We start from the raw sequence: 22,574 nt of genomic DNA on the forward strand, positions 1-22,574 counted from the left end.
CGGCGGTGGCTACGGCCAGTTGGCGCCGTCGGGCGCCGCGGCGGCGAGCCACGTCGCGAGCACGTCGAGGTCCTCGGCGGTGATCGTCTCCATCATCCCCTCCATGCCGCACGGGAACGGCGGCATCGGCAGGGGATTGTGGTGGACCACGCGCTCCTCGATCCCCACCCACGCCTCCTGCATGGCGTAGCCCATCGGGAAGGTCCCGGCATAGGGCACGTGGAAGTCGGCGTGCGTGGCCATCGGGACCTTGTTCGACTTGTAGTCGATGTACTCGCCGGGCGTGACGTTGTCGGTGTAGTGACAGCCGCAGTTGCGCAGCAAGACCTCGCCGACCACGGTCGGGATCTGCCCGGCGCCGTCGCCCATGTCGATCACCATCGTGGGGTCTGCACTGGGATCGACGCTGAGTAGATCACAGGCCTTGCGCGGCGGCGGCATGAAGCCGGTGTCGGTGTCGGGGGTGGAGCCGCTCGAGCTGCTGCCGTCGGCCGAGGTGCCCTGCGTGGTCGCGAAGGTGGTGCCGTCGACACCCGTCGATGCGTCGCCGCTGGTGCTCGAGCCGTGACCGACGCTGCCGTCCTCGGAAGCGGTCGTCGCCGCGGCGCCACCTGTGGTGTCGGTGCCGGTGTCGGAGCCCCCGTCCGCACAGCCCGCGCCGAGCACCGCGGCCCACGCCACGGCGTGCAGCCGCCATCGCCATCCCCATCGCATGTCACGATGATGCCCGAGATCGGCGGCCGGTCGAATGGCTTAAACCGCCACAGGCCCCGCGGAACGTGGGGGGCAGATGCTGCACGCAACCCCCGCCCTCGCGGCGCTCGTCGGGCTCTCGCTCGCGGCCAGCGAACCTCCCCACGCGCCCACGCCGGCCGCCACCGCGGTCGTCGACGAGGCGCTCGCCGCACAGGCGCCCGTACCGGCGTGGCTCCCCGAAGGCGGCGCCGATGCCCACACGAGCGACGTCGACCCCCGCGAGGCCACGCGAAAGATCCGGCGCACCGCGGTGACCGGCCTGTCCGGCGGCATCCTCGGCCTGCTCGGATTGGTCGGGCTCATGGGCGGCTACGTGATGATCTTGCAGCCGAACAACAAGCTGAAGAAGCTCAAGGAGCAACACGGCGGCGTGTTGCCGACCGATGATCCCGCGCGCCAGCGCGCGATCATGACCGCCAAGGCGGCCCCGTACATGCTGGGCGCGAGCGCGGCGATGGTCCTGGTCGGCGCGACCATGACGCTGATCTCGGCACGTCGACTCAAGAAGCTGCGCGAGGAACGGCGCACGCAGGTGGCGTTCGGTGCGATGCCGGGCTGGGGCGGAGTCTCGTTCTCCGCGGAGGTGAGGTTCTGATGGCACGCCCACGCGCTCGCCACCTCGTGCCTGCGTTCGTGCTCGCCGCGATCGCGGGTTGTTTGAGCGGAAGGCTCGAAGACGAGCCCTGCCTCGAGGACAAGGAGTGCTGGACCGACCAGGTCTGCGTGCGCACCGACGCCGAGCGAGCCGCCGACCTGCCCGGCATCTGCCGGCCCAAAGGCGAGAGCTGCGCCCCCGGCAAGCATCTCGGCTGCAGCTGCGACCCTGCGAACTCCTATGCCTGCGATGAGCCGGCGTTGCCGGACGAGATCGAGTACCCCGCGATGATCTGCGACGCGACCGCGCTGGTGTGCGTGCTCGACAGCGAGGCCTCGAGCAGCGGCAGCAGCGGCGACACCACCGAGAGCTCCGACACCACGACCGAAGGATGATCACCATGCGAACGCTCCTCGTCACGCTCGCCGCCACCGCGCTGCTCGCCGACTCCACCGGCTGTTCGCTCCTCATCGCCGGCCTCGCCGGCAATGTCACGGGCAGCGATGGCGTCGCGCTCATGGCCAACATGGACAAGTACGACGTCGACGCCATCGACGTCGTGTTCGACGGCACGCCCACGCACTGGTGCCCCGGCGAGTCGCGATCGTTCAAGGTCGTCGCCCAGGCCCGCGACCACAAGAAGAACCACCCGGTCACGCTCGAGACCGCAACGGAGTTCGCCACCGCCAAGGAGAAGCGCGGCAAGATGGATCTCATCGAGTTCGCGATGGAGGGCCGCGGCGGCAAAGTCTCCCGCGGGGTCTTCACCGCCGACTACGATCCGTTCGCGTCGCTGCTGGGCTACGACGTGCGGGCGAAGTACCGCAACGATCCGAGCAAGCAGGTCGAGCTGCACTTCGAGCCCAGCTACGCGTGCATCGGATCGATCGGCGCGAGCGGAGCGACTGGCCAAGAGGGGCAGTCGGGCTACGACGGCGCCGAGCCGGGCCAGGGTGGCAGCAACGGTGGGGCCGGCGGCGACGGTGGGCCCGGCCCGCGCGTGCAGGCCTACGTGACCATCGTGCGCACGCCCAAGTACGAGCGCGTCGGCCTGGCGCGTGTCGCCGATGGTGCCGACGGCATCACGCTGTTCGATCTCGAAGCCGGCATCACGATCTACGCGCGCGGCGGCACCGGTGGGCGCGGCGGCTTCGGTGGCGCCGGTGCCCAGGGTGCAGACCCGCAGGGCGCGGGCGGCTTCGGGGGCAACGGCGGCCCCGGTGGCAATGGGGGCGACGGGGGCGCGGTGTCGTTGGTGATCGACGATCGCTATCCCGAGCTGGGGCAGGTGGTCCGCATCGACGTCTCGGGCGGCGAGCCCGGCTACGGCGGCGATGGTGGCTACGGCGGTGCAGGTGGACCCGCACCCGAGCGTGCATGCGACAGCTGCGACGATCCGCCGCCCGGTCCCGAGGGCACCGGCGGTGCCGGTGGACCCGGCGGCACTGCGAGCGGTCGCCCCGGCATCAGCCAGGTGCTCTTCGAGGATCTCACGCACTCGTTCCGCGAGCTGCCGCCCGGTGTGCAGCTGCGCGACGATCCGCGCCGCGTGACCGCCCCCCCCGCGCCGGCACCGAAGCCGAGCGGCCGAAAGAAGCCGCGACCGCGTCGCTAGCACGCTCGAAACATGGCGCAGGACGTTCGCGGATGATGCGGACGTCCTGCGAGGCCGTGTGGTGCCACTGCGCCGACTCACAGCCCCTTGCGACGCAGGTACAGGCGCGGCATCTGGTAGCTCTTCGCGGAGAAGTGGCTGATGCCGACGGAGCTCGACCCGCTGTTGTCGTAGAAGGTCTCGTCGTCGATCACGATGCCGACGTGCCCGCCCTTCACGTTGGAGCCGAGCTCTTCGCGCCACACCACGAGGTCACCGGGCCGCGGCGTCGTCACCTGCACGAACTGGCCGCTGCCGAGCTTCGAGAGGCCCTCGGTGCCGGTGAAGTCGTAGTCGATGCCGACGTGGTGGTAGACCAGCCACACGAAGTACGAGCAATCGAAGGCCTTGTCGTCGTAGCCGTCGACCTCGCCCGCGGCCTCCGGAAACAGCACGTGCTCGCCGTACGTGTAGCGCTGCCACTTCGGGTCGGCGGCCTCGGCGAGGATGCGCTTGCCGAGATCCTTGCCGCCACCCTTCGCGGCGCCGTCGTGCTTGCGCTTGTGCAGCCCCTGCGACGCGACCGAGACCTCGAAGCCCGCGGCCTTGCCGTCGACACCGGCGGCCACCAGCACCACCACCGAGTCCTCGGACTCGCCGGGGTTCTCGTGCAACGCGAAGGCGCGACCAAAGCCCCGCACGTCGGCGGGCATGCGCTTGGCGAGGTGCCCGTCGGGGAGCAGGTCGGCGAGCCCGACCTGCGACCAGGTCTTGCCGGCGGTGCGACGGTAGCGGCACATCAACACGTCGACCGCCGCACCGGCGCCGGAGCGCGCGACCTTGACCCCGGTCGGTCGACCCGCGGCGCCGGGCTGCGTCACGATCGCGGTCGGCTTGCCGACCGCGATCGCAACCCCCTTGGCGTCATACGCGAGCTTGCCAGGCGCGGCTTGGATCGCGTTGGCCTCGTAGGGCACCGCCGCCGAGGAGAGCGTGCGCAGGACCTGGGCTTTCACCGCGGCGTCGCTGCACTTGTACTTGCCGCCGTAGTCGTCGAGTCGCGGCGCGTCGTTGGTCGGCGCGGCTGCGAAGAACGCCGCCGCCCACAAGAACCCCATCGTCGTGATGCCCATGGTCGTGTCTCTCCGTTCCGGTCGATCACTCGTTGATGAGGATGGTGAGTTCCTGCGGCTCGAGCGAGCACACCGGCTGGATCGCGCCCGCGCCGGCAGAGTCGGACTTCGGCTGCGAGAACTTCGGGTTCGCGCCAGCGGTCACCTGCTTGCGGTAGGTGACGGCGGTCGCGAGCTTGTGACCCGCGGGCACCATCACGTCGACCACCGGCATCGGCACCGTCGCGCCGCTCACCGGGCGATAGCGGCTGCCCGACAGCTCGAACTCGGAGTAGTAGCCAGCATCCGAGCTCGAGCTGATGCGAACCTTGTCGACCTGCACGGTCTGATCGAGTGCGTTCTTGATCCGGATGCGCGCCCGGCAGAACGTCTCCTTACCGGTCTTCGAGGCCGTCAGTCCGGGATCGTCGGCCTGGGCCGAGGGCACGGCGAGGGCGGTGGTGGCGAGCAGCAGGGCAGCAGCAGCAAACATTCGGTTCTTCATGGCTTCCTCCATCGCGGCCCGGGTGTTCCACCACCTCGAGCCATCGCGGCGCCTGCGAACGAGCTCATCGTGTCGGTCAGCATCGACCGCCCACGAGCACAGGGCACCTACGCCCAGATCATTGTCGGGCTCGCGCGAAGAGATGACGCGCGCCCACGCGAGCACGCGTCGGCTCGACCGGCCGCCGACTTTGGCCCAGCGAACGCGTGATCCCGCGCCGGCGCGGTCGCAGCGAGCTTCAGCCCAGGCCGCGCGGCGGCACGATCGCGAGCCCCTCGAGCAGGCCGCGGGCGCGCACGAGCTCGACGTAGTACTCGGGCTCGCGACCGCCCTCGACCTCACCGGCCTCGAACAACGCCTCGAGTCGCGCACGCAGCTCACCGATGTGCTTGCCCGGCGGCAGCGCCAACGCGCTCATCAGCAGGTTGCCGAGCCCCGCCGGCAGCGGCTTGGGCTTGTCGTCGTGCTCGGCGAGCTCGCGCATGCGCTTGCCCAGCGCGCTGATCGATCGCAGGCACCGCATGCGCTTGCCCGGTCGCTTGCTGGTGACGTCGGCGCGCGAGAGATCGAGCAGGTCGCGGAGGATGGGCTCCATCTCGCGGTGGAACCGACGCACCGCGGTGTCGGTCCACGAGCCGTCGTACTGCCCCGGTCGCAGGTGGTGCAGGATCAACAGCTCGACATCGGCGCGGACGTCGGGCGGGAAGCCGATGCGCTGCCCCGGCCCACGCCGGAACATCCGCACGCCCTCCTCGGCGTGGCCGTGGAAGGTGACCTTGCCGTCCTTCGCGAAGCGCCGCGTCGGCACCTTGCCGATGTCGTGCAGCACCGCGGCCCAGCGCACGCGCGGCCGCGGTACCGCCTGCCACACCACGCACTTGGTGTGCTCCCAGACGTCCTTGTGCTTGCGATCGGCCTCCTGCGAGAACGCGACGGTGGCGTCGAGCTCGGGCAGGACATGCGCGAGCAGACCGGTGTCGCGCATCCACTGGAGCACGAGGTGCGGGACCTTGCTGCACAACGGCGGCGTCAGCAGCTCGTACACGCGCGCCGGCTCGATCTCGCGGACGCGCGCGGCGTTGGCCGCCACCTGCGCCATCACCGACTTCGCGGGATAGGTCTGGGTCGCCGCGATCTCGCCCAGCGGCGCGAGGAGGTCCTCGGGGACCCACGGTTCGGTGCTCGGCGTGGCCACGGCCGTTCGTCCTCGGGAGAGGGTCAAAGAGGGGCCCGGGGCTTATCACGAAACGCGCGACGAGGGCGAGCCCTCGCGCCCAATCCGCTGCTGCGCGGGTCACGGGCGGGCAGGAAGCGGCGGGCTGAGGTCCCGAGCACGAGCGCGATCCGGCCCAGACGCGGTCGGTCCCTCTTCGTTCGGCGCGCCCGAAAGCGGCGACCCCGGCGGGCTTCGTGTTAGGCTTGGCGTGCAAGGGCTCTCGCCCAATGAAGTCCGCGTCGCCTCAGCTCGGGTACAACCACAACATTCCGCATCGCGGTCGCCTCTACCACGTGCAGACCGAAGACTCGGGCGTCGACAAGGCCCACATCTTCACGCACGTGTTCTACGACGGCACGATCATCGCGAGTCGGAAGACGGAGTACCGCGATCGCCTCGGCGAGGGCGAGGTCGCGCCGATGATCATCGGCCTGATGCAGGACTCGCACAAGGCGATGATCCGGGCCCTGCGCAATGGCGAGTTCGACGAGAAGATCGAGCGGGTCATCGGTGCGCACCCGGTCGCCGACAACCGCGAGATCACCGAGCTGCCGCCCGACACCGCGACCGCGCAGCGGCCCGAGCGTCGCGCCCCGCCGGAGCCCCGCGACGTCGAGCCGCAGGGCCCGCCGCTGGCCGACGGTCGACCCGGACCGACGGTCGATCCGGGGCTCTCGCACCCGGTCTTCGCCGCCGCCGAGGCGCGAGCGCAGGTGGCCGCCGCCGCGGCGGGTCACGGCCAGTCGCGACCGAGCCCGGGCCCGAGCCGCATCCGCCGTCGTGCGGTCGGTGGCATCGGTGGCGCAGGCGTCAAGGCCGGCACACCCATCACGCAGCGCCGCGACATCATCGTGGGCAAGTTCGCCAGCGAGCACCAAGCGCAGCTCGACGAAGAGATCCTCACGCTGCTCCGCGAAGACGCGTGAACGCGTCCGCGGGAGGTCGCCATGGGCACGCCGCCGACAGAAAAGCCACCTGCTCCGCCGGGCATCGATGCGCCCGAGTCGATCGCCGCCAGCGTGGTCGCCTACACCACGCCGTGGTGCCCGTACTGCATCTCCGCCGTGCGCATGCTGAAGAAGCTGGGCGTCGACTTCGTGCAGGTCGACGTGCAGGGCAACTCCGCTGCGCGACAGTGGCTGGTGCAGCGTACCGGTCGCTCGACGGTGCCGCAGATCTTCGTGCACGGCGACGCGATCGGTGGCTACGACGATCTCGCGGCGATGCACGCCTCGGGTGCGTTCGAGCGCGCATTGCAGCGTGCGTAACGTGCTTGCTATCCTCCGCCCGAAACGAAGAACGACGACACCATGACCATCTCGCGCACCCGCACTCGCTCGCTCCGTTCTCCCCTCGCGGCGCTGGCCCTGGTGGCCGTGCTGGGAACCCCGGCACTGGCCTTCGCCGGTGAGGTGAAGTTCGGCACCGAGGCGCTCGCCGTCGACGGCGAAGGCAAGCTCACCGACGCCGGCCGAGCCGCCGCGAAGGACGAGATTCCGAGCGCCCCGGGCGAAGAGCTCTGGGTCGCGCACCTCTGGGCCAAGCTCGACAAGCCCGCGCCGGGCGGACTCAACGTCGAGTTCTTCGGTGAGCTCGACGGCAAGCGCTACCTCGCCCATCGCCACGTGGAGGCGAGCTTCGACGGCGGCAAGTACCTCAGCCTCGAGCTCGAGCTCGAGGGCAGCGACGGCTTCAACAAGAACAAGTCCTACGACGTGGAGATCACGCAGGAGGACGACAAGGGGCGTCACTTCAAGCTCGCCGCTGGCAAGATCAAGCTCGGCTGGACGCCGGCGCCGAAGGAAGACCCCAAGGCCGACGGCGATGACGACGGCGAGGAGCCCGAGGCCGACTCCGCCGCCCAGGACGCACTCGACACCATCAGCGGTGGTGGCGATGGCGGTGGCGACGGTGCCACCGGTGCGCCGCCGCCGGTCGAGCCCAAGAAGAAGGGCTGCTCGATCGACGGCGACGCCGGGGTGGCGCCGCTCGGGCTCGTGGTGCTGCTCGCGTTCGCCAATCGCCGCCGTCGTCGCTGACGCGCGGCGATCGGTCGCTGGTTTCGCGTGGGCTAGTTCGCGCAGGCCAGCTCGACCTCGGGATAGCCGCTGTCGGCCCACACGAACTGCGCCACGAACGGCAGCGGACCACCTTCGACGTGGGTATCGACGGTGCCGGTCAGGCTGCCGTGCTCGACGAAGTGGAGATCCCAGCGATCGACCAGCAGCGACTGTCCCAGATCGCTGCGCTCGGCGGTCGCCGACTGGAGGCCGAGCACCATCGCCTCGCCGTCGAGCAGCGCGCCCGCGGACATGCGCGGCGTGTCGACGTGATAGACCACGGTCGCGTGCTCGCGGCGATCGTCCAGATCGATGCGGGTCTCGAAGTCGAGCGCGCCGAGTCGGCGCTGGATCTGCTCGAGGTCGGTGTAGTCGACGGGGAGCGGGTTCGGTGGCGCTGCGCCGAACCCCATCAGCTCGACCAGCGGCCCGTGCGACGCGTACTGGATCTCGCTGACGCCGTCGACGAGGTCGACCACCAGCACCGCGCCGACCAGGTAGCTGTCGACCAGGAACAGGTTGTGCTCGACGAGGTCGCCCGCGTGGCCGAACGACGTGTCCTGCGCGAGGTAGAAGCGGGTCTCCATGGTCGCGCCGTTGCCCGCCGTGCGGTAGACGCCGTCGTCGAAGCTCCAGCCGTCGGGGGTCGCATCGTTGGTGCCCGCCGCGATCGCGTCGACGATGCCCTCGACGATCGCGCCGACCAGTGCGACCTGCAGCATGCCGCAGGCGATCATCTCGTGGACGCTGTCGCCGTACTCCTGGGCGATGACGACCGCATCACGTCGCTGCGCCGGGGTCGCGTCGCCCGGGCATTCGTCGAGGGCCCCGGGATCGAGCTCGCCGCTGTCACCGGCGCTGGCGCCGTCGCTGCCGTCGTCGGCCCCGTCGGAGCCCGACGAGGAGCTCTGCGTGGAGATACAGCCCGGTATGAACGCAAGCGTCGACGCCAACGCGATGATGATGCGAGTCCCAGAGTGATAAGTCATGACGATCTCCAAGTCCTTCGAGCAAGGTAGATCGCCAGCGTGACACCCGACCGCTGCGGGTGCAAAGCCACCGGGGCGATGCGTCGCATGGCGCCCACGCCATGGCGATCGAGATCACATCGCGTGGGTTTCGTCAGCTCGTCGCTGCGCGTCAGCCTGCGGGCACCGTCGCGCAGCCGAGCGAGATTTCGATCGTCGCCGCGTCCACGCCCTGGATCTTCTGGCAGGTCTGCGGGCACGCGAGGATCTTCGTGGGCGCGGCGGGGTTGTCGTAGTACCAGCCATCGATGACGTTGGCGCAGTCGGCCTCGGACTCGACGTAGCCGATGTCGAAGCCGCCGCCCATGCCGTCATCGAACGACACGTTGACCTGCATGGGGTCGAACGCCTCGCCGTCGGGCGGCGCGGGCACGTCCCACTCGCACGCGATCTGGGCACCGGCGATGACCTGCGTGGCGAGCTCGTCGAACACCGGCTGGAAGTCCTGCAGGCACAGATCGCCGATGATGCCGCCGGTCAGCTGCCCGAGCGCGATGTAGACCTGACCGATCGCCGCGGTCTCGTTGCATTCGGTGGTGCAGACGATTCCGTTCAGCTTGTAGGCCGCGTACGCGGGGTTGATGGCCTTGAGCGCGTCGTCGAACGCCAGCGCGCCGAGGTCGGACTCGTCGTCGCTGACGATCATGAAGTGCAGCTGCGCGTCGGGCCGCAGCAGCGGACCCCACACGGGCTCCTGCGCGAGCACGTGCTCGAGCGCGTCGTTGCTGTTCACGCGTTGATCGATGTGGGCATAGATCGGCGGGTTGGTGTCGCTGTCCGGGCAGCCGCCGTTGCCGAGCGGCGGCGCCACGCAGATGCCGTTGCCATCGCCGGGAAAGCTCGAGATCAACACCACGCGCACGTCGATGCCGCTGTCGACGATCTGCTGCGAGAAGCCGTTCAGGTTGGTCTGCACCGCCTGGGCCTCGAAGTCCATGCTGCCGGAGTTGTCGACCACCACGATGATGTCGGCGGGCTGCTTCTTGTTCTCGGCCGGCGTCACCTGCGAGGCACACTCCTCTCCGCCGCCGGGCCCGCCGCTCGTCATGCCGACATCGGGGAACGGATCGAGCGAGTCGTTCGCGGTGCCATCGCCGCCACCGCTGCCGTCCGAATCGCCGCCCGAGAGCGACAGGCCCGAGCTGATGCCCGAAGCTCCGGCGTCGCCGCCGGCTCGCCCCTCGTCGTCGCCGCCACATGCCACCGCCAGGGCGATCGCTGCCAGTGCTCGGAACTCTCGTCGTGCCATGCCGTTGATTCCCTGGAGTCGCAGCGTCACGGGCTGGTCGACCGGCTGCGCACGGTCGGACACCGACGGTACCGCGGCTTTCCGAGCCCGAGGTGCGATCTCGAGGCCCGCGGGCTCCCGCGGGCCCGAAATCGCGGCGGGTTCCTACCAAGCCACGCCCCCGCGCCCCGCGGCGCCGCGCTGGCGGATTCCCAGCTACGCTGACGTCGAGGCGTGACCGCGCTCGAGCAGCACATCCACGCGGTGGTCGCACGCATCCCGCCGGGCGCGGTTGCGAGCTACGGACAGGTGGCGTTCCTCGCGGGCTCCGCACGGGCCGCGCGAGCGGTGGGTCGCGCGCTCGCCCGCGTGCCCCCCGGATGCACGCTGCCCTGGCACCGTGTCGTCAACGCCCGCGGTGCGATCAGCCTCCGCGGTGCGGCCGCGGTCGAACAGCGTCGTCGCCTGCGTCGCGAGGGCGTCGTCGTGGACGACACGGGGCGCATCGATCTGCGTCGCTTCGGCTGGCGCGGCGACGTGGAGCCTCGCGCCGCACGAGGGCGGCCGGCGGCCCGAGCTGGCACCAAGGCCCGAGCTGACACCAAGAATGGTGTGGCCAAGAAAGCCACACCACGCGTTGCGGCCAGCCGCAGCGGCACGCGACGCGCACGGGCATGACGCCCGTGTCCTGGTCGTGCACGCGCACCCGAAGGTGGTCCCGCGCACGTGCGGACCCGCGGCTGCCTTGATATTCTGCAAGCCGGAAGGTTGTCCTTAGCCCATGCGACTGACCCATGCTCGACTGCTTTCGGCCCTCTCGTTGCTCACCTTCGGCTGTCGCGACGACCGCACGCAGAACGACGACGACGGCACCACGACCTTTCCCACCACCACGCTGACGACCACGATGTCGGCGGACACCAGCAGCACCGGTGACGAGACCACCTCGACCACCGATCCGACGGTGAGCCCCGACTCGAGCGGCACCACCGGCCCGGGCCCCGCCTGCGAGACGGTGCAGTGCGGCAGCGAGTGCTGCGACGACGACGAGGAGTGCGTGCTCGGGGCCTGTCTGCCCGCGTGCGCCAGCCAGGTCCGCTGCGGCGACGACCTGGGCACGTGCTGCGACATGGGCGACGTGTGCCTGCAGCCCTCGTGCGTCACGCCGGGCCAGGACTGCCTCGACTCGTACGACTGCCCCGAGGGCGAGTTCTGCGAGCCCACGCTCGGCAAGTGCCTGCCCAACCAAGACCCGATCGCCTGCGAGATCGTGCCGACCTTCAGCGAGGTCGTGCCCACGCTCGAGTGGTCGTGGGAGGCCGACTGGTCCAACACCATGCCGCTGGTCGCCGACATCGACGGCGACGATCAGACCGACGTCGTGGTGGTCGCACGCTTGCCGCCGTCGAACGGCTTCGCCGGCGAGATCGTGGTGCTGAACGGCCAGACCGGCGCCGAGAAGTTCCGCATCCACGACAACCCGGCAATGAGCAACTACGGCGCCTACATGCGCGGCACGCCGGCGCTCGCCGACGTCGACGGCAACGGCCTGCCCGACATCATCTACGGCGGCCTGCCCACCGCGATACCTGCAGTCGCGAACCGCTCGCTCATCCATGCGGTCAACGGCCAGGGCGCGCATTTGTGGAGCACGCACGCCACCAACGGCACCGACCACTACATCTACACTCGCAACGGCGCCGTGCTCGCGGTCAACCTCGACGACGATCCCGAGTCGGAGATCGTGCACGGCATCGCGATCGTCGACAACGACGGTCTGGTGGTCTCGGACGCCTTCAACAACGAGTACAACGTCGGCTCGGGCGGCTTCGGCAGCCCGCCCGGCTACGTCGGCAGCATCGCGACCGCCGTCGACATCGACGGCGACATGTATCCGGAGATCGTGACCGGCCGCGAGGCCTTCTCGGTCTCGTGGGTCAACCCGATGATCGGCTTCCCCAACGTGACGCCGACCCAGCTGTGGACCGCCGGCGACGACGACGGTTTCCCGGCCATCGGCGATCTCGACATGAACGGCACCCCCGAGGTCGTGCTGGTCAGCAATGGCGTCCTGCGCATCCTCGAGTCGGACACCGGCCTGCTGTGGTGCGGCGCCGACCCGACCGGCGTGATGTGCATGGGCAACAACGCCGCACGCACGCAGCCGATCGCCCTGGCGACGGACAACCTGGGCGGCGAGGTCGGCCGCGGGGGTCCGGCCACGGTCGCCGACTTCGACGGTGACGGTCGACCCGAGGTCGGCGTCGCGGGGGCTTCGGCCTACGCCGTCTACGACTTCAACCGCGAGGACGAAGAGGTCGTGCAGCCGATGGGCTCGCTGCCGCCGGGCCCGGGCGACATCTACGTGCGCTGGTCGCAGCCCACCCGCGACGCCTCGTCGAACGTGACCGGCTCGTCGGTGTTCGACTTCCAGGGTGATGGCGCGGCCGAGGTCATGTACCAGGACGAGTGCTACGCGTGGGTCTTCGACGGCGCGACCGGCAACGTGCTGGTGCAGCTCGAGAACTCGTCACCGACGATCCACGAGTACCCGATCGTCGCCGACATCGACGGCGACGGGAACAGCGAGTTCGTGGTGGTCGCGGCCAACTCGAACCCCGAGCTGTGCATGGACCTGCCGGGCTACTCGGGCCGTCAGGGCGTGTTCGTCTACGGCGACTCGAGCGACGCGTGGGTCCGCACCCGTGCGGTCTGGCCGCAGCACACCTACCACGTGACCGACGCGACCTCGTCGGGCCTGGTGCCGGTGTCCTGCGCCCGATCTGTCGGTCGAGATCGCGGTGGGCCTCGCGACCTGCCTCGACGAGGTGTTCGAGATCTACGTGACGGTGCGCAACTCGGGCTCGATCGGCATCCCCGCCGGCGTGCCGGTGTCGCTGTACGAGGGCACCGACGCCAACGGCGAGCTGGTCGGCACGCAGATGACGATGCAGCCGCTGCTGCCCGGCGCGTTCCAGCAGTTCGTGTGGAACGTGCCCGCACCCGCGCAGGAGCCGAAGAACTACTACGCGGCGGTCGACGGTGCCGACACCGATACGAGCGCGATCCTCGAGTGCAACGAGGACAACAACGAGGGCACGACCGAGACGGTCGCCTGCCCGATCCAAGGCTAGCAGCGTGCCCCCTCGAGGGGGCCAAGCTCCTGCGTGTCCGTGTCCGTGTCCCTGCCCGTGCCCGCCCCCTCGGCGGGCACGCGCAATTCTCAAAGCCGATGCACCCGCGCCGTCGCAGCGATCGCCGCCAGCGGAGCCTCGCGCAGCGTCGCGTCGGCGTGCTCGGGCATCAACGCCGCCACCGCCCGCGCAATCCACCCGAGCGTCGCCTGCTCGCGCATGCCCTCGATCATCTCCGGCAGGCACAGCCACGTGCGACCGAAGCACGCCGCCGCGACCACGCGCTGCTCGAGCGCCGCATCGACCGGCCCCGAGCGCATCACCAACGCCGCCGCGGTCGGGCTCGACAGCAAGCGCGCCGCCTGGGCGATCGCCGACAGCCGGACGCAGGGTGGTTCGTGCTCGTCCCGCCAGCTGCGCTCGACCTGCCACGCTGCGGCGGCCGCGTCGGCGATGACCGAGCAGCGCGCGGCCAGATGGGCGACCAGCTCGGGGTCGTCGGGCTCGCGATCGTCATCGTCGCGCAGCGCACCGTGACGCGCGAACGCATCGGCCCGCACCCACAGCCGCGCGATCGCATCGTCCTCGGCGGCGCACTGCGCCTGCAGGCGATCGATGGCCTCGCACGCGGCCGCGCGTGACACCGTCACGCCCTCGCGCAGCACGACCTGCTCGGGCACCCGCGCGACCACGACCCCGCGCGGCAGATCGGCGCCGCGCCGCACCCCCGCCGGCAGCAGCGGCGCGGCGGTGGGCTCATGCGTCGCCAGACACACGCACTCGACGAACACCGTCGCGCGCAGCCCCGCGCCGTCGTCGACGATGCGCGTCGGGAACCATCGACAGCCGATCGGCTTGGCCTCGGCGCCGCCGCGGGCGTGCAGCGAGCAGCCCCGCGCATCGAGGAAGCGACAGCCGCCGTCGCGTAGCGCGATGGCCTGCGCGGGCCCCGGCGCCGACCCGGCCAGCGGCAGGAACACGCGGTGCTGCAGGTGCGCGAGCTCGAGGTCCTCGGGCAACGTCGCCGCGGCCCGGTGCACGTCGTCGGGCAGCACCGTGATGCTGTCGTAGCTGCGGCAGCAATCACCGCGACCATCGCAGTGGTAGCGCCCCTGCGGCCACTCCACGATCACCCGCTCGTCGCCGTGGGTCGGCGGCGGCTCGGGCAGGCCCGCGCGCAAGGTCTCCGGCGCATCGCCCACCAGCAACCCATGCTGCGCGAGCTCGCCCAGCAGTGCGCGCGCCTCGGCCAGCTCGACGCGCGCGCCGAGCCGTCGCGCCGCCATCACGAGCCCCGCGAGCTCGCGGGTGCCATCGGCGTGCACCAGCAGCGACCACGCCCGCGCCGGCAGCGTCAGCACGCGCCGCTGCTGGCGGTCGAACAACAACAGTCGCTCGCGACCGGCGCGGCGATCGAGTCGCGCGAGCACGTGGTCGGCCAGTCGCGGGCGCTCGGGCGTCATGACGGGCACGATGGTCGCACGCCGCAGGCGGCGAGCGCGAGGCCGCAGGCGGCGTGCGGGCATGCGCGACGTAGTACGCTTCGCCCGTCATGACCCGCGTGCTCGTGCTCGGTGCAACCTCTGCGATCGCGGCCGCGGTCGCCCACCGCCTCGCGCGACGTGGCGCAACGCTGTTCATCGTCGGACGCAGCGCCGACAAGCTCGATGCGCTGCGATCGGAGCTCGGCCCTGCGTGCATCGGTGCGCTGCAGGCCGATCTCGACGCGCTCGAGCGCAACGCGGCGGTGGTCGAGCAGGGCATCGCGGCGCTGGGCGGCCTCGATCTCGCGATCGTGGCGCACGGGTGGCTCGGCGATCAGCAGCGCAGCGAGCACGATTGGGCCCACGCGGAGGCGGTGCTGCGCACCAACTTGCTCTCGCCGATCTCGCTGTTGCTGCCGGTGGCCAACCATCTCGAGCGCGAAGGTGCCGGCGACATCGCGGTGCTGTCGTCGGTCGCGGGTGAGCGCGGTCGGCCGCGCAACTTCACCTACGGCGCAGCCAAGGCTGGCCTCACGGTGTACACCCAAGGCTTGCGCAGCCGTTTGTGGCCGCGCGGCGTGGGCGTGCACACCTTCAAGCTCGGTCCGGTCGATACGCCGATGACCCTCGATCACCCGAAGAACCTGTTGTTCGCCCAGGTCGACGCGGTCGCAGATGCGATCGTCGCCGGCATCGATGCGAGGGTCGGCGAAGTCTACACACCCGGTTACTGGCGGCCGATCCTCGGCGTCGTGCGGCGTCTACCCGAATCGATCTTCCAACGCGTCGCCGCGCTCGCGGGGCGCTGAGGCACGCGAAGACTTCAGCCGGCCCGCGCGGCGCGGCCCTGACCGAGATCGGCGATCAAGCGCGCGACCACGGCGGCACGCTTGGTGTCACGATGGCTGCGCAGCAGCCACAGGCCCTGCTTGAGCGCATCGATGCCGGCGTCTTCGCGACCGGCTCGCATCAGCATCATGCCCAAGCGCACCCACGATGGCGGATCCTGCTCGCGGTGGGCGAGCTCCGCGAGGGCGATTGCGGCCTTGCGGTACTGCTTGGTCTTCGCGAGCTTGATGCAGCGACGACGCAGGGGGTCGAACTCGAGGCACACGACATCGTTTCGGGATCGCAGGCTCATCGCGCCCACCAAAAGAGCAACCGCCGTGCCATCCCGGAACCATTCGGCTTGGCCTGCAAGCGCGAGCAGGGCGGCCCATCTCGGGACCCTCGCGCCCACGGCACGATGGTCAGTCGGCTGGCGGTGCGCCAACGCGTGGACACGGGCCGCGCTGCGGACGGCTAGTACTGACCCGTCACAATCGCTGTGTCGAGGTACTAGCGCAGGCGGTTGAGCACATGCTCGCCGAAGGTGGTCCGGCGTCGACGCGGCGACTCCTCGGCGTCGGGGCTCGCGCCCGCGGTGGCCGACTCGCTGGGGGCCGGGGCCGGGGCCGGGGCCGGCTTCGCCGCCGGTGCGTCGGCGTTTCGACGCCGCCGCTTCTCGCCGCGGGCACGACGCGACGACGAGACTGCGGACTCTGCTTCGGCGTTCGCCTCGGCCTCGATCGCGCCGTCCGCTTCGTCGCCCTCGGCCACCGCCTCGCCACCGGCGAACGGCGCCGCGGGCTGCAGCGCGTCGACCACCATCGTGTTGCCCGTCTGCGGCACCGGGCGGATCTGCGTGCCGCCCTTGGGCGGATCGATGCGCACCCGCGGCACCGGCTGGGCCGCGACCGGCGTGTGGGCCCCCGACGACCGCGACGCGATCGAGCCCGACACCGCCGGGCCCGCGGTCTCGGGCGTGGTCGGATGCGAGCCCGAGGCCGCGCGAGTCGACGCGCTCGAGGGCGGCACCGCGATGGGCGGTGCCTGTCGGACCGCACCGGGGGCGTCGACGGTGCGATAGATCCGCGTGCGCTCGCGTGCGACCGGAATCGGCTCGCCCTCGCTGCGGGCCTGCGCCTGCGCCTGCGGTCCGGTCGGGGCGCTCTGCGAGCCCGAGGGCGCGCGCGTGGTGGTCCTCGGCGTGCCCGCGTTGGAGGCAGTGCGAGCCGCCCGCGAGCTCTCGATCGGCGACGGCGACGCGACCGGCTTGGGCGCCGGTGCGCTCGTCGGCTGCGAGCCGGTCTTGCCGGTGCGCGCGCGAGTGCTGCTGCTGCTGCGCGCCGCGGGCTCGACCGGCGCGTGCACATCGGTTCGATTCGGGCTCCCGGGGCTCGGGGCCTGGAACTGCGGCGCCGCGCGTCGCGGCACCTTCGCGACGAGATTTGCCGACTCCGCCAGCACCGTGTCGACCAGCGCGAGCACGCCCGTGTCGACGCGCTTGCTGGGCTTGGGCCGCCGCACCAGCTCCGACAGCTGGGGATGGCCGGGATGGCGCTTCTGCATGATCGACAGCAGCTCGTAGGCGTCGTCGAGCAGACCCTGCTGCAGATAGAACCGCACCTCGACCAGCTCGCTGGTGATGTTGGGCCAGCCACCGGGCGGGGCCGCGAGCTCCGTCATGCGCGCGCGCATCTCCGTGTTCTCCATCGGCGACGCACAGAAGCCGCAGTAGCTGAAGCCCTCCGGGTTGCTGCGCTGGCAGGAGGTGCACACCCGCATCGCTGCGCGAGGATGCGTCGGGCCGAGCTTGGTACCGCAGGTCGGACAGATCTCGGAGCGGCTCATCGCCAGCGACGGTCGCGAACTTCGTCGCGCCGTGCAAGCGGTCATTTGTCGGCGTCGGCGACCACCTCGAGGACGAACGTACGTCGCTGCGAGTCCCGCTCGAACACGACCGTGAAGCGTCGCGCCGATCTCAGCTGCAGGTAGAGCTGTGGGGCGGACTGCAGGGATTGCAGGGCCAGTCCGTTCACCGACACGAGCAGGTCGCCGTCGCGAAATCCCATGCGCAGTGGCAGCGGCTCCAGTCGGCTGATACGCATGCCGACCACGCGGGCGTCGACACGGTGCGGCTCCACGTGCGCCTGGTGCAGCACCACGCCCGGATTCGCGCGCAGACGATCGGCGAGCGACTGCGTGATGGTGCAGCGTTGCTCGTCGCACACCACCGCGGTCTCGGCCTCGCGGGCGACCTGCTCGCGCAGCGCGGCGTCGTCGGTCATCGTCGCCTGCGCGGCGTCGTCGACACGCTGGCCAACGTCCTGCGCAGCACGCCCGATCTCCTTGCCGGCGGCTTGGACCTGGCCGCGCGCGACCTCGAGACCCTCGGCGACGCGCTCGCCGGCCTGGTCCGCGACACGCCCGGCCTGGTCCGCGACGCGCTCGGCCTGTTCGACGTCGATGTTCATCGCCTCGCCGGCCTCGCGGCAGCCGAGCAGCGGCGCCACGACGATCGCGAGCCGCGCGATGACGCTTCGATCCACGACGGCGAGTGTACGGCGAAATCGCGGCCGCCGACACGAGCGGCTGGTCACACGCCGGTGTAGCGATCGACCTCGGCCAGCCAGGTGCGCACGCGAGCATCCGAAGGCATGCGCCAGTCGCCGCGCGGAGACAACGCCACCTGCCCGACCTTGGGCCCATCGGCGGTGCAGGAGCGCTTGAACTGGTGCGCGAAGAACCGCGACAGGAACAGTCGCAGCCACTTCTTGAGCACCGGGACCGCGTAGTCGTCGCCGAAGGCGACCCGCGCGAGATCGAGGATCCGCGTGGGCGTCTCGCCGTGCCGCACGAAGTGATAGAGGAAGAAGTCGTGCAACTCGTAGGGCCCGATGGTGCCCTCGGTGAGCTGGGCGATCGCACCCTCGGGATCGGCGGGCAGCAGCTCGGGCGAGATCGGCGTGTCGAGGATCGCGAACAGTGTCGCGCGCAGCTCGTCGACCGCCGATGACCAGGTCGCCGCGCGCTCGTTGGCGACCCAGCGGATCACCGACTGCATCAGCGTCTTGGGCACACCGGCGTTGACGTCGTACATCGCGATGTGATCGCCGGCGTAGGTCGACCAACCCAGCGCCTTCTCGGAGAGGTCGCCGGTGCCGACCACGATGCCGCCGACTTGATTGGCGATCGTCATGAGCACGAGCGTCCGCAGCCGCGCCTGTACGTTCTCGAACGCGACGTCGCCGAGCTCGGGCTGCGCGCGGACGCGGGCCAGCATGGCCTCGACGTCGTCGCTTCCGGTCGCGGCGGCGTGGCCGACCAGCTCGAGCATCACGCGCGAGGGCTCGCCGATGCCATGGGTGCGCAGCTCGGCCCCGAGCGCGGCGGCGAGGCGCTCGGCGTTGCCGCGGGTGGTCTCGGTGGTGCCGAGCCCTGGCATCGTCACGCAGACCAGCTCGCTGGCCGGCCGCCCCAGCAGCGCGAGCGCACCGACGCCGACCAGCGCCGCGTGGGTCGAGTCGAGCCCGCCCGACAGCCCCAGCACCGGCTTGGGCGTGCCGATGGCCCGCATGCGCGTGGCCAGGGCGTTGGTCTGGATCTCGAAGATCTCCCAGCAGCGCTCGCCGAGCGTGCGGGGGTCGCTGGGCACGAACGGATGCCGCGCGACCGCGCGGCGCAGCGGCATGGTCACGGCCGCCGGGGCCTCGAAGGCGATGCGTCGGTGCGCACGCGCGTGGGCGCGGCTGCACTCGCCGAAGCTGGTGGTGGTGACGCGCTCGCGCACCAACAGCTCGAGATCGACGTCGACCGCGACCAGCTGCGGCTCGCGAGCGAACCGCTGCGAAGCCGCGAGTTCGCGGCCGTTCTCGCAGACGAACGCATCGGCATCGAACGCGAGATCGGTCGAGGACTCGCCGGGCCCGGCGGCGGTGTAGATGTACACGCACTTGCCTCGGTCGGACGCGCTGCGGGCCAACAAGCGCCGGAGCTCCGACTTGCCGACCGTGAAGTTCGAGGCCGAGAGGTTGCCGATGACGGTCGCACCGGCCGAGACCGCATAGACCGACGGCGGCACGTGCACCCAGTAGTCCTCGCAGAGCTCGAGCCCGACCACGAGCTCCGGCAGCTGCCGCGCGGTGAAGAGGAGATCCATGCCGAACGGCACCGCGACGCCGTCGATCGTCGCGCTCGCGCCGGGCTCGAGATCGAAGCCGGCGCGGAACCAGCGACGCTCCTCGAACTCGCGGTAGTTGGGCAGGTAGGCCTTGGGCACCACCCCGAGCGCGCGACCGCCCTGGATCGCGATGCCGACGTTGTAGAGCGCGTCGCCGACCCGCAGCGGAGCGCCGACCACCGCCATCGTGGCCAGCTTCGACGACGCCGCGCACAGCCGCGTCAGGCCCGCGTCGACGCCGTCCTGCAGGTGGCGATCGTGGAACAGATCGCGGACCGTGTAGCCGCACAGCCCCAGCTCGGGGAACACCACCACCGCGCAGCGCTCGGCGTCGGCGCGCCGCCACAGCGCGACCGTGGCCTCGACGTTGGCATCGACATCACCCACCGCCACCAGCGGAACCGCGGCGGCCACACGCGCAAAGCCTCGCATCGATTGTCTGCGTAGCGTGCCCCCGGCCGCGGCCGGGTTCAAGTCGCGCCGGAGCTGGCCGCGACCGACGATGCGTCTTCGGCCGACAGCGGCGCGAACAGGTCGTCGACGTCACCCTCGGTCCACGGCACCCCGCCGGGCCCACCGGTCGCCAGCAACGCGTCGGACAGCGACTGCTTGCGCTGCTGCAGGGCGATCATGCGCTCCTCGACGCTACCTGCGATGATGAGCTTGTAGACGAACACCGGCCGCTTCTGTCCGATGCGATAGGCGCGATCGGTGGCCTGGTTCTGCGCAGCCGGGTTCCACCACGGGTCGTAGTGGATGACGGTGTCGGCGCGGGTCAGGTTGAGACCGGTGCCGCCGGCCTTGAGACTGATGAGGAACACGCGCACGCGGCCCGACTGGAAGCGGTCGCACTCGGCCTCGCGATCGGCGGTCGCGCCGGTGAGCAGCGCGAACTCGATGCCGCGGGCCTTCAGCGACTGGCCGATGAGGCCGAGCATGGTCGCGAACTGCGAGAAGATGAGGATGTTGCGATCCTGGCCCAGCTGGGTCTCGACCATCTCGCACAGCGCCTGCAGCTTGGCGGACTCCTCGATCTCGCGGGCCGCGGAGACCCGCACCAGCCGCGGGTCGCAGCAGACCTGGCGCAGCTTCATGAGCGCGCCCAAGATGTCGATCGCTGCGCCCGACATGCCGCGCTGCTTGACGGCCTGACGCACCGCCGCGTGGCCCGCGAGCCGGATGCCCTCGTAGAGGTCGCGCTGCGAGCCGTGCAGCTCGATGGCCCGCACGATCTCGGTCTTGGGCGGCAGCTCCTTGGCGACCTGGTCCTTCATGCGACGCAGCACGAACGGTGCGATGCGGCTGCGCAGGCTCTCCATGCGCTGCGCGTTGCCATCGCGCTCGATGGGGCCGCGGAACACCGCACGGAAGGTCGCGGCATCGCCCAGCAGCCCCGGCAGCAGCAGGTCGAACAGCGCCCACAGCTCCTCGAGGTTGTTCTCGATTGGCGTACCGGTGAGGAACACGCGATGATCGGCGTCGAGCGAGCGCACGGCCTGATGGGCCTGACTGCGGGCGTTCTTGATGGTCTGCGCCTCGTCGGCGACCAGCATCGAGAAGCGCGCGCCGACCAGCTGCTCGCGGTCGCGCACCAACAACCCGTACGAGGTGATGACGACGTCGTGATCGGGCAGCTCGAGCCGGCGACGGTGTCGATCGGCACCCCGCAGCTCGAGTACGCGCAGGCTCGGCGCGAACTTCTTGAGCTCGCGGCGCCAGTTGCCCACCAGGCTGGTGGGCGTGACGATCAGCGCGGGCGAGCGCAGCATGCCGCGCTGCTTGCAGGCGACGATGTGCGCGATGGTCTGCAGGGTCTTGCCCAGGCCCATGTCGTCGGCGAGCACGCCGCCCTGCCCGAGCTCGGCGATGCGCTGCAGGAACGCCAGACCCAGCTTTTGATACGGCCGCAGCTCCGCCTGCAGCCCCTTGGGCGAATCGGCGGGCTCGTGCGGCTGCCGCATGCGCTCGATCGCCGCGGTGTGCGAGCGACCGTGCCACACCGGCGGCGCCTCTCCGAACGCCTCGTCGATCTTGTCGAGCCAGCCGGGCACCATCTCGGGGATCCTCAGCTTGCCGTCCTTGCCGGTGCCCTCGACGCGGTACAGCTCGCTCAGCACCTTGAGCAGGGTCTGCAGCCGCTCGGCCGGAACAATGAGGTGTCGGCGCGCGCCGAGATCGACGATCGCGGTGCGACCGACGCCCCGCGAGATGCGATCGAAGCCCTTGCTCTGGATGATGTCGAGCAGCACCGGCAGCAGGTCGACGCGGCGACCATCGAGCTCGACGCCGAGCTCGAGCTCGAACCACCCGCGCTCGTCGGACTCCATCGACGCGTACCAGTTGCTGCCATCGATGATCTCGAGCTGCAGATCGCCATCGACCTCGACCTGCCAGCCGAGCGCGCGCAGCTGCGGGATCGCGTGGCTGCTGAAGCTGCACAGCCGCGCGGCGTCGCCGTGCGGGTCGACCACGTAGTCGAAGTCGGCGTCGGGCGACGGCGCACAGTGATCGAGCGACTCGACCTCGATCGGCCCGAAGCCTTCGAGCACGCGGCGCGCCTGTGCCTCGGCACCGATGTCCCGCCGGAGCCCGCTGGGCGCCCGCGCGGCCGAAGCCCGCACGCGCACGCCCCCGTAGTCGAACGACAGCTCCAGCGCGGCGGTGGGAATCTCCTGACAGTCACCGTCGCCCGCCACGAACAGCGTCTCGGGCACCACGCGCAGGACCGGCGTGCAGCGGATGCAGGACGAGGGGACCGAGCTCGATGTGGGTTCGCCGCGCGCGTCCGGAGTCAGGGTCACGATCGGCGCATTATGAAAGAAGTCGGATCGCTGTAAAGTATCTGGAGCGCTTTGTCGTG

Annotated in this window: 24 protein-coding genes; 9 read left to right on the plus strand and 15 right to left on the minus strand. The window is 70.7% G+C overall.

Annotation, left to right across the window (positions count from 1 at the left end):
• Positions 1–9: 9 nt before the first annotated feature.
• A complete protein-coding gene (locus tag IPH07_31905; protein ID MBK6922043.1) occupies positions 10–714 on the minus strand; it encodes a hypothetical protein in 705 nt (234 codons plus the stop codon).
• A 76-nt stretch (positions 715–790) separates the two neighbouring features.
• Between IPH07_31905 and IPH07_31910 the strand changes: the two genes are divergently transcribed.
• Genes IPH07_31910 through IPH07_31920 form a run of 3 tightly spaced genes read left to right on the plus strand, consistent with a single transcriptional unit; the run spans position 791 to position 2,966 of the window.
• On the plus strand, positions 791–1,351 hold the full coding sequence (locus IPH07_31910; protein ID MBK6922044.1) for a hypothetical protein: 561 nt from the start codon (positions 791–793) through the stop codon (positions 1,349–1,351).
• On the plus strand, positions 1,351–1,746 hold the full coding sequence (locus tag IPH07_31915) for a hypothetical protein (GenBank protein MBK6922045.1): 396 nt from the start codon (positions 1,351–1,353) through the stop codon (positions 1,744–1,746). The genes IPH07_31910 and IPH07_31915 overlap by 1 nt, the downstream gene beginning before the upstream one ends.
• Before the next feature lie 5 nt (positions 1,747–1,751).
• Entirely contained in the window at positions 1,752–2,966 is a 1,215-nt protein-coding gene (locus IPH07_31920; protein MBK6922046.1) for a hypothetical protein, read from the plus strand.
• Positions 2,967–3,043: 77 nt separating this feature from the next.
• On the opposite strand, the gene IPH07_31925 is transcribed toward IPH07_31920, so the two are convergent.
• From IPH07_31925 to IPH07_31935, 3 genes are all read right to left on the minus strand, one after another.
• On the minus strand, positions 3,044–4,078 hold the full coding sequence (locus tag IPH07_31925) for a C40 family peptidase (GenBank protein ID MBK6922047.1): 1,035 nt from the start codon (positions 4,076–4,078) through the stop codon (positions 3,044–3,046).
• Between the two features lie 25 nt (positions 4,079–4,103).
• Positions 4,104–4,562 (minus strand): hypothetical protein, encoded by a 459-nt coding sequence (locus IPH07_31930; protein ID MBK6922048.1) that lies wholly within the window; start codon positions 4,560–4,562, stop codon positions 4,104–4,106.
• Between the two features lie 238 nt (positions 4,563–4,800).
• Positions 4,801–5,757: an HD domain-containing protein gene (locus tag IPH07_31935; GenBank protein MBK6922049.1), complete on the minus strand. Its 957-nt coding sequence runs from the start codon at positions 5,755–5,757 to the stop codon at positions 4,801–4,803.
• 248 nt (positions 5,758–6,005) lie between these two features.
• Between IPH07_31935 and IPH07_31940 the strand changes: the two genes are divergently transcribed.
• The 3 genes from IPH07_31940 to IPH07_31950 are packed head-to-tail and all read left to right on the plus strand — an operon-like array spanning position 6,006 to position 7,817.
• Complete coding sequence (locus tag IPH07_31940) at positions 6,006–6,704, plus strand: hypothetical protein (GenBank protein MBK6922050.1); 699 nt, start codon at positions 6,006–6,008, stop codon at positions 6,702–6,704.
• 21 nt (positions 6,705–6,725) lie between these two features.
• Positions 6,726–7,046, plus strand: coding sequence for a glutaredoxin (locus IPH07_31945; protein ID MBK6922051.1), 321 nt, complete (start codon positions 6,726–6,728; stop codon positions 7,044–7,046).
• Between the two features lie 42 nt (positions 7,047–7,088).
• On the plus strand, positions 7,089–7,817 hold the full coding sequence (locus IPH07_31950) for a hypothetical protein (GenBank protein MBK6922052.1): 729 nt from the start codon (positions 7,089–7,091) through the stop codon (positions 7,815–7,817).
• Positions 7,818–7,849: 32 nt separating this feature from the next.
• Here the strand turns inward: IPH07_31950 and IPH07_31955 are convergent, their stop codons facing one another.
• Both IPH07_31955 and IPH07_31960 read right to left on the minus strand, forming a co-directional pair.
• Positions 7,850–8,827 (minus strand): hypothetical protein, encoded by a 978-nt coding sequence (locus IPH07_31955; protein MBK6922053.1) that lies wholly within the window; start codon positions 8,825–8,827, stop codon positions 7,850–7,852.
• Between the two features lie 151 nt (positions 8,828–8,978).
• Complete coding sequence (locus tag IPH07_31960; protein MBK6922054.1) at positions 8,979–10,115, minus strand: hypothetical protein; 1,137 nt, start codon at positions 10,113–10,115, stop codon at positions 8,979–8,981.
• 213 nt (positions 10,116–10,328) lie between these two features.
• Between IPH07_31960 and IPH07_31965 the strand changes: the two genes are divergently transcribed.
• Positions 10,329–10,772, plus strand: a complete 444-nt coding sequence (locus tag IPH07_31965) for a methylated-DNA--[protein]-cysteine S-methyltransferase (protein ID MBK6922055.1) — start codon at positions 10,329–10,331, stop codon at positions 10,770–10,772.
• Positions 10,773–10,868: 96 nt separating this feature from the next.
• On the opposite strand, the gene IPH07_31970 is transcribed toward IPH07_31965, so the two are convergent.
• The 3 genes from IPH07_31970 to IPH07_31980 all read right to left on the minus strand — a co-directional run bounded on the left by IPH07_31970 (position 10,869) and on the right by IPH07_31980 (position 12,725).
• Entirely contained in the window at positions 10,869–11,225 is a 357-nt protein-coding gene (locus tag IPH07_31970) for a hypothetical protein (GenBank protein ID MBK6922056.1), read from the minus strand.
• Positions 11,226–11,939: 714 nt separating this feature from the next.
• Entirely contained in the window at positions 11,940–12,110 is a 171-nt protein-coding gene (locus tag IPH07_31975; protein ID MBK6922057.1) for a hypothetical protein, read from the minus strand.
• A gap of 456 nt (positions 12,111–12,566) precedes the next feature.
• The gene (locus IPH07_31980) at positions 12,567–12,725 is read right to left on the minus strand and encodes a hypothetical protein (GenBank protein ID MBK6922058.1); all 159 of its coding nucleotides are present in this window, start codon (positions 12,723–12,725) and stop codon (positions 12,567–12,569) included.
• 170 nt (positions 12,726–12,895) lie between these two features.
• Between IPH07_31980 and IPH07_31985 the strand changes: the two genes are divergently transcribed.
• The gene (locus tag IPH07_31985; GenBank protein ID MBK6922059.1) at positions 12,896–13,228 is read left to right on the plus strand and encodes a hypothetical protein; all 333 of its coding nucleotides are present in this window, start codon (positions 12,896–12,898) and stop codon (positions 13,226–13,228) included.
• 89 nt (positions 13,229–13,317) lie between these two features.
• On the opposite strand, the gene IPH07_31990 is transcribed toward IPH07_31985, so the two are convergent.
• On the minus strand, positions 13,318–14,754 hold the full coding sequence (locus IPH07_31990; protein MBK6922060.1) for a YkgJ family cysteine cluster protein: 1,437 nt from the start codon (positions 14,752–14,754) through the stop codon (positions 13,318–13,320).
• Positions 14,755–14,780: 26 nt separating this feature from the next.
• On the opposite strand from IPH07_31990, the gene IPH07_31995 reads away from it, so the two are divergent.
• Positions 14,781–15,521, plus strand: a complete 741-nt coding sequence (locus IPH07_31995) for an SDR family NAD(P)-dependent oxidoreductase (protein MBK6922061.1) — start codon at positions 14,781–14,783, stop codon at positions 15,519–15,521.
• Positions 15,522–15,535: 14 nt separating this feature from the next.
• Here IPH07_31995 and IPH07_32000 read toward each other — a convergent pair whose 3' ends face one another.
• The 5 genes from IPH07_32000 to IPH07_32020 all read right to left on the minus strand — a co-directional run bounded on the left by IPH07_32000 (position 15,536) and on the right by IPH07_32020 (position 22,515).
• Positions 15,536–15,853 carry a hypothetical protein gene (locus IPH07_32000; protein MBK6922062.1) on the minus strand — a complete coding sequence of 106 codons (318 nt, stop codon included), beginning with the start codon at positions 15,851–15,853 and terminating at the stop codon, positions 15,536–15,538.
• A 197-nt stretch (positions 15,854–16,050) separates the two neighbouring features.
• On the minus strand, positions 16,051–17,385 hold the full coding sequence (locus tag IPH07_32005) for a hypothetical protein (protein MBK6922063.1): 1,335 nt from the start codon (positions 17,383–17,385) through the stop codon (positions 16,051–16,053).
• A gap of 41 nt (positions 17,386–17,426) precedes the next feature.
• The gene (locus IPH07_32010; GenBank protein MBK6922064.1) at positions 17,427–18,083 is read right to left on the minus strand and encodes a hypothetical protein; all 657 of its coding nucleotides are present in this window, start codon (positions 18,081–18,083) and stop codon (positions 17,427–17,429) included.
• 47 nt (positions 18,084–18,130) lie between these two features.
• On the minus strand, positions 18,131–20,146 hold the full coding sequence (locus IPH07_32015) for an NAD(+) synthase (GenBank protein MBK6922065.1): 2,016 nt from the start codon (positions 20,144–20,146) through the stop codon (positions 18,131–18,133).
• A gap of 38 nt (positions 20,147–20,184) precedes the next feature.
• On the minus strand, positions 20,185–22,515 hold the full coding sequence (locus IPH07_32020) for a DEAD/DEAH box helicase (protein ID MBK6922066.1): 2,331 nt from the start codon (positions 22,513–22,515) through the stop codon (positions 20,185–20,187).
• Positions 22,516–22,574: the final 59 nt, after the last annotated feature.

The organism is Deltaproteobacteria bacterium, from assembly GCA_016709225.1.
GTDB lineage: Bacteria > Myxococcota_A > Polyangia > Nannocystales > Nannocystaceae > Xiheibacterium > Xiheibacterium phototrophicum.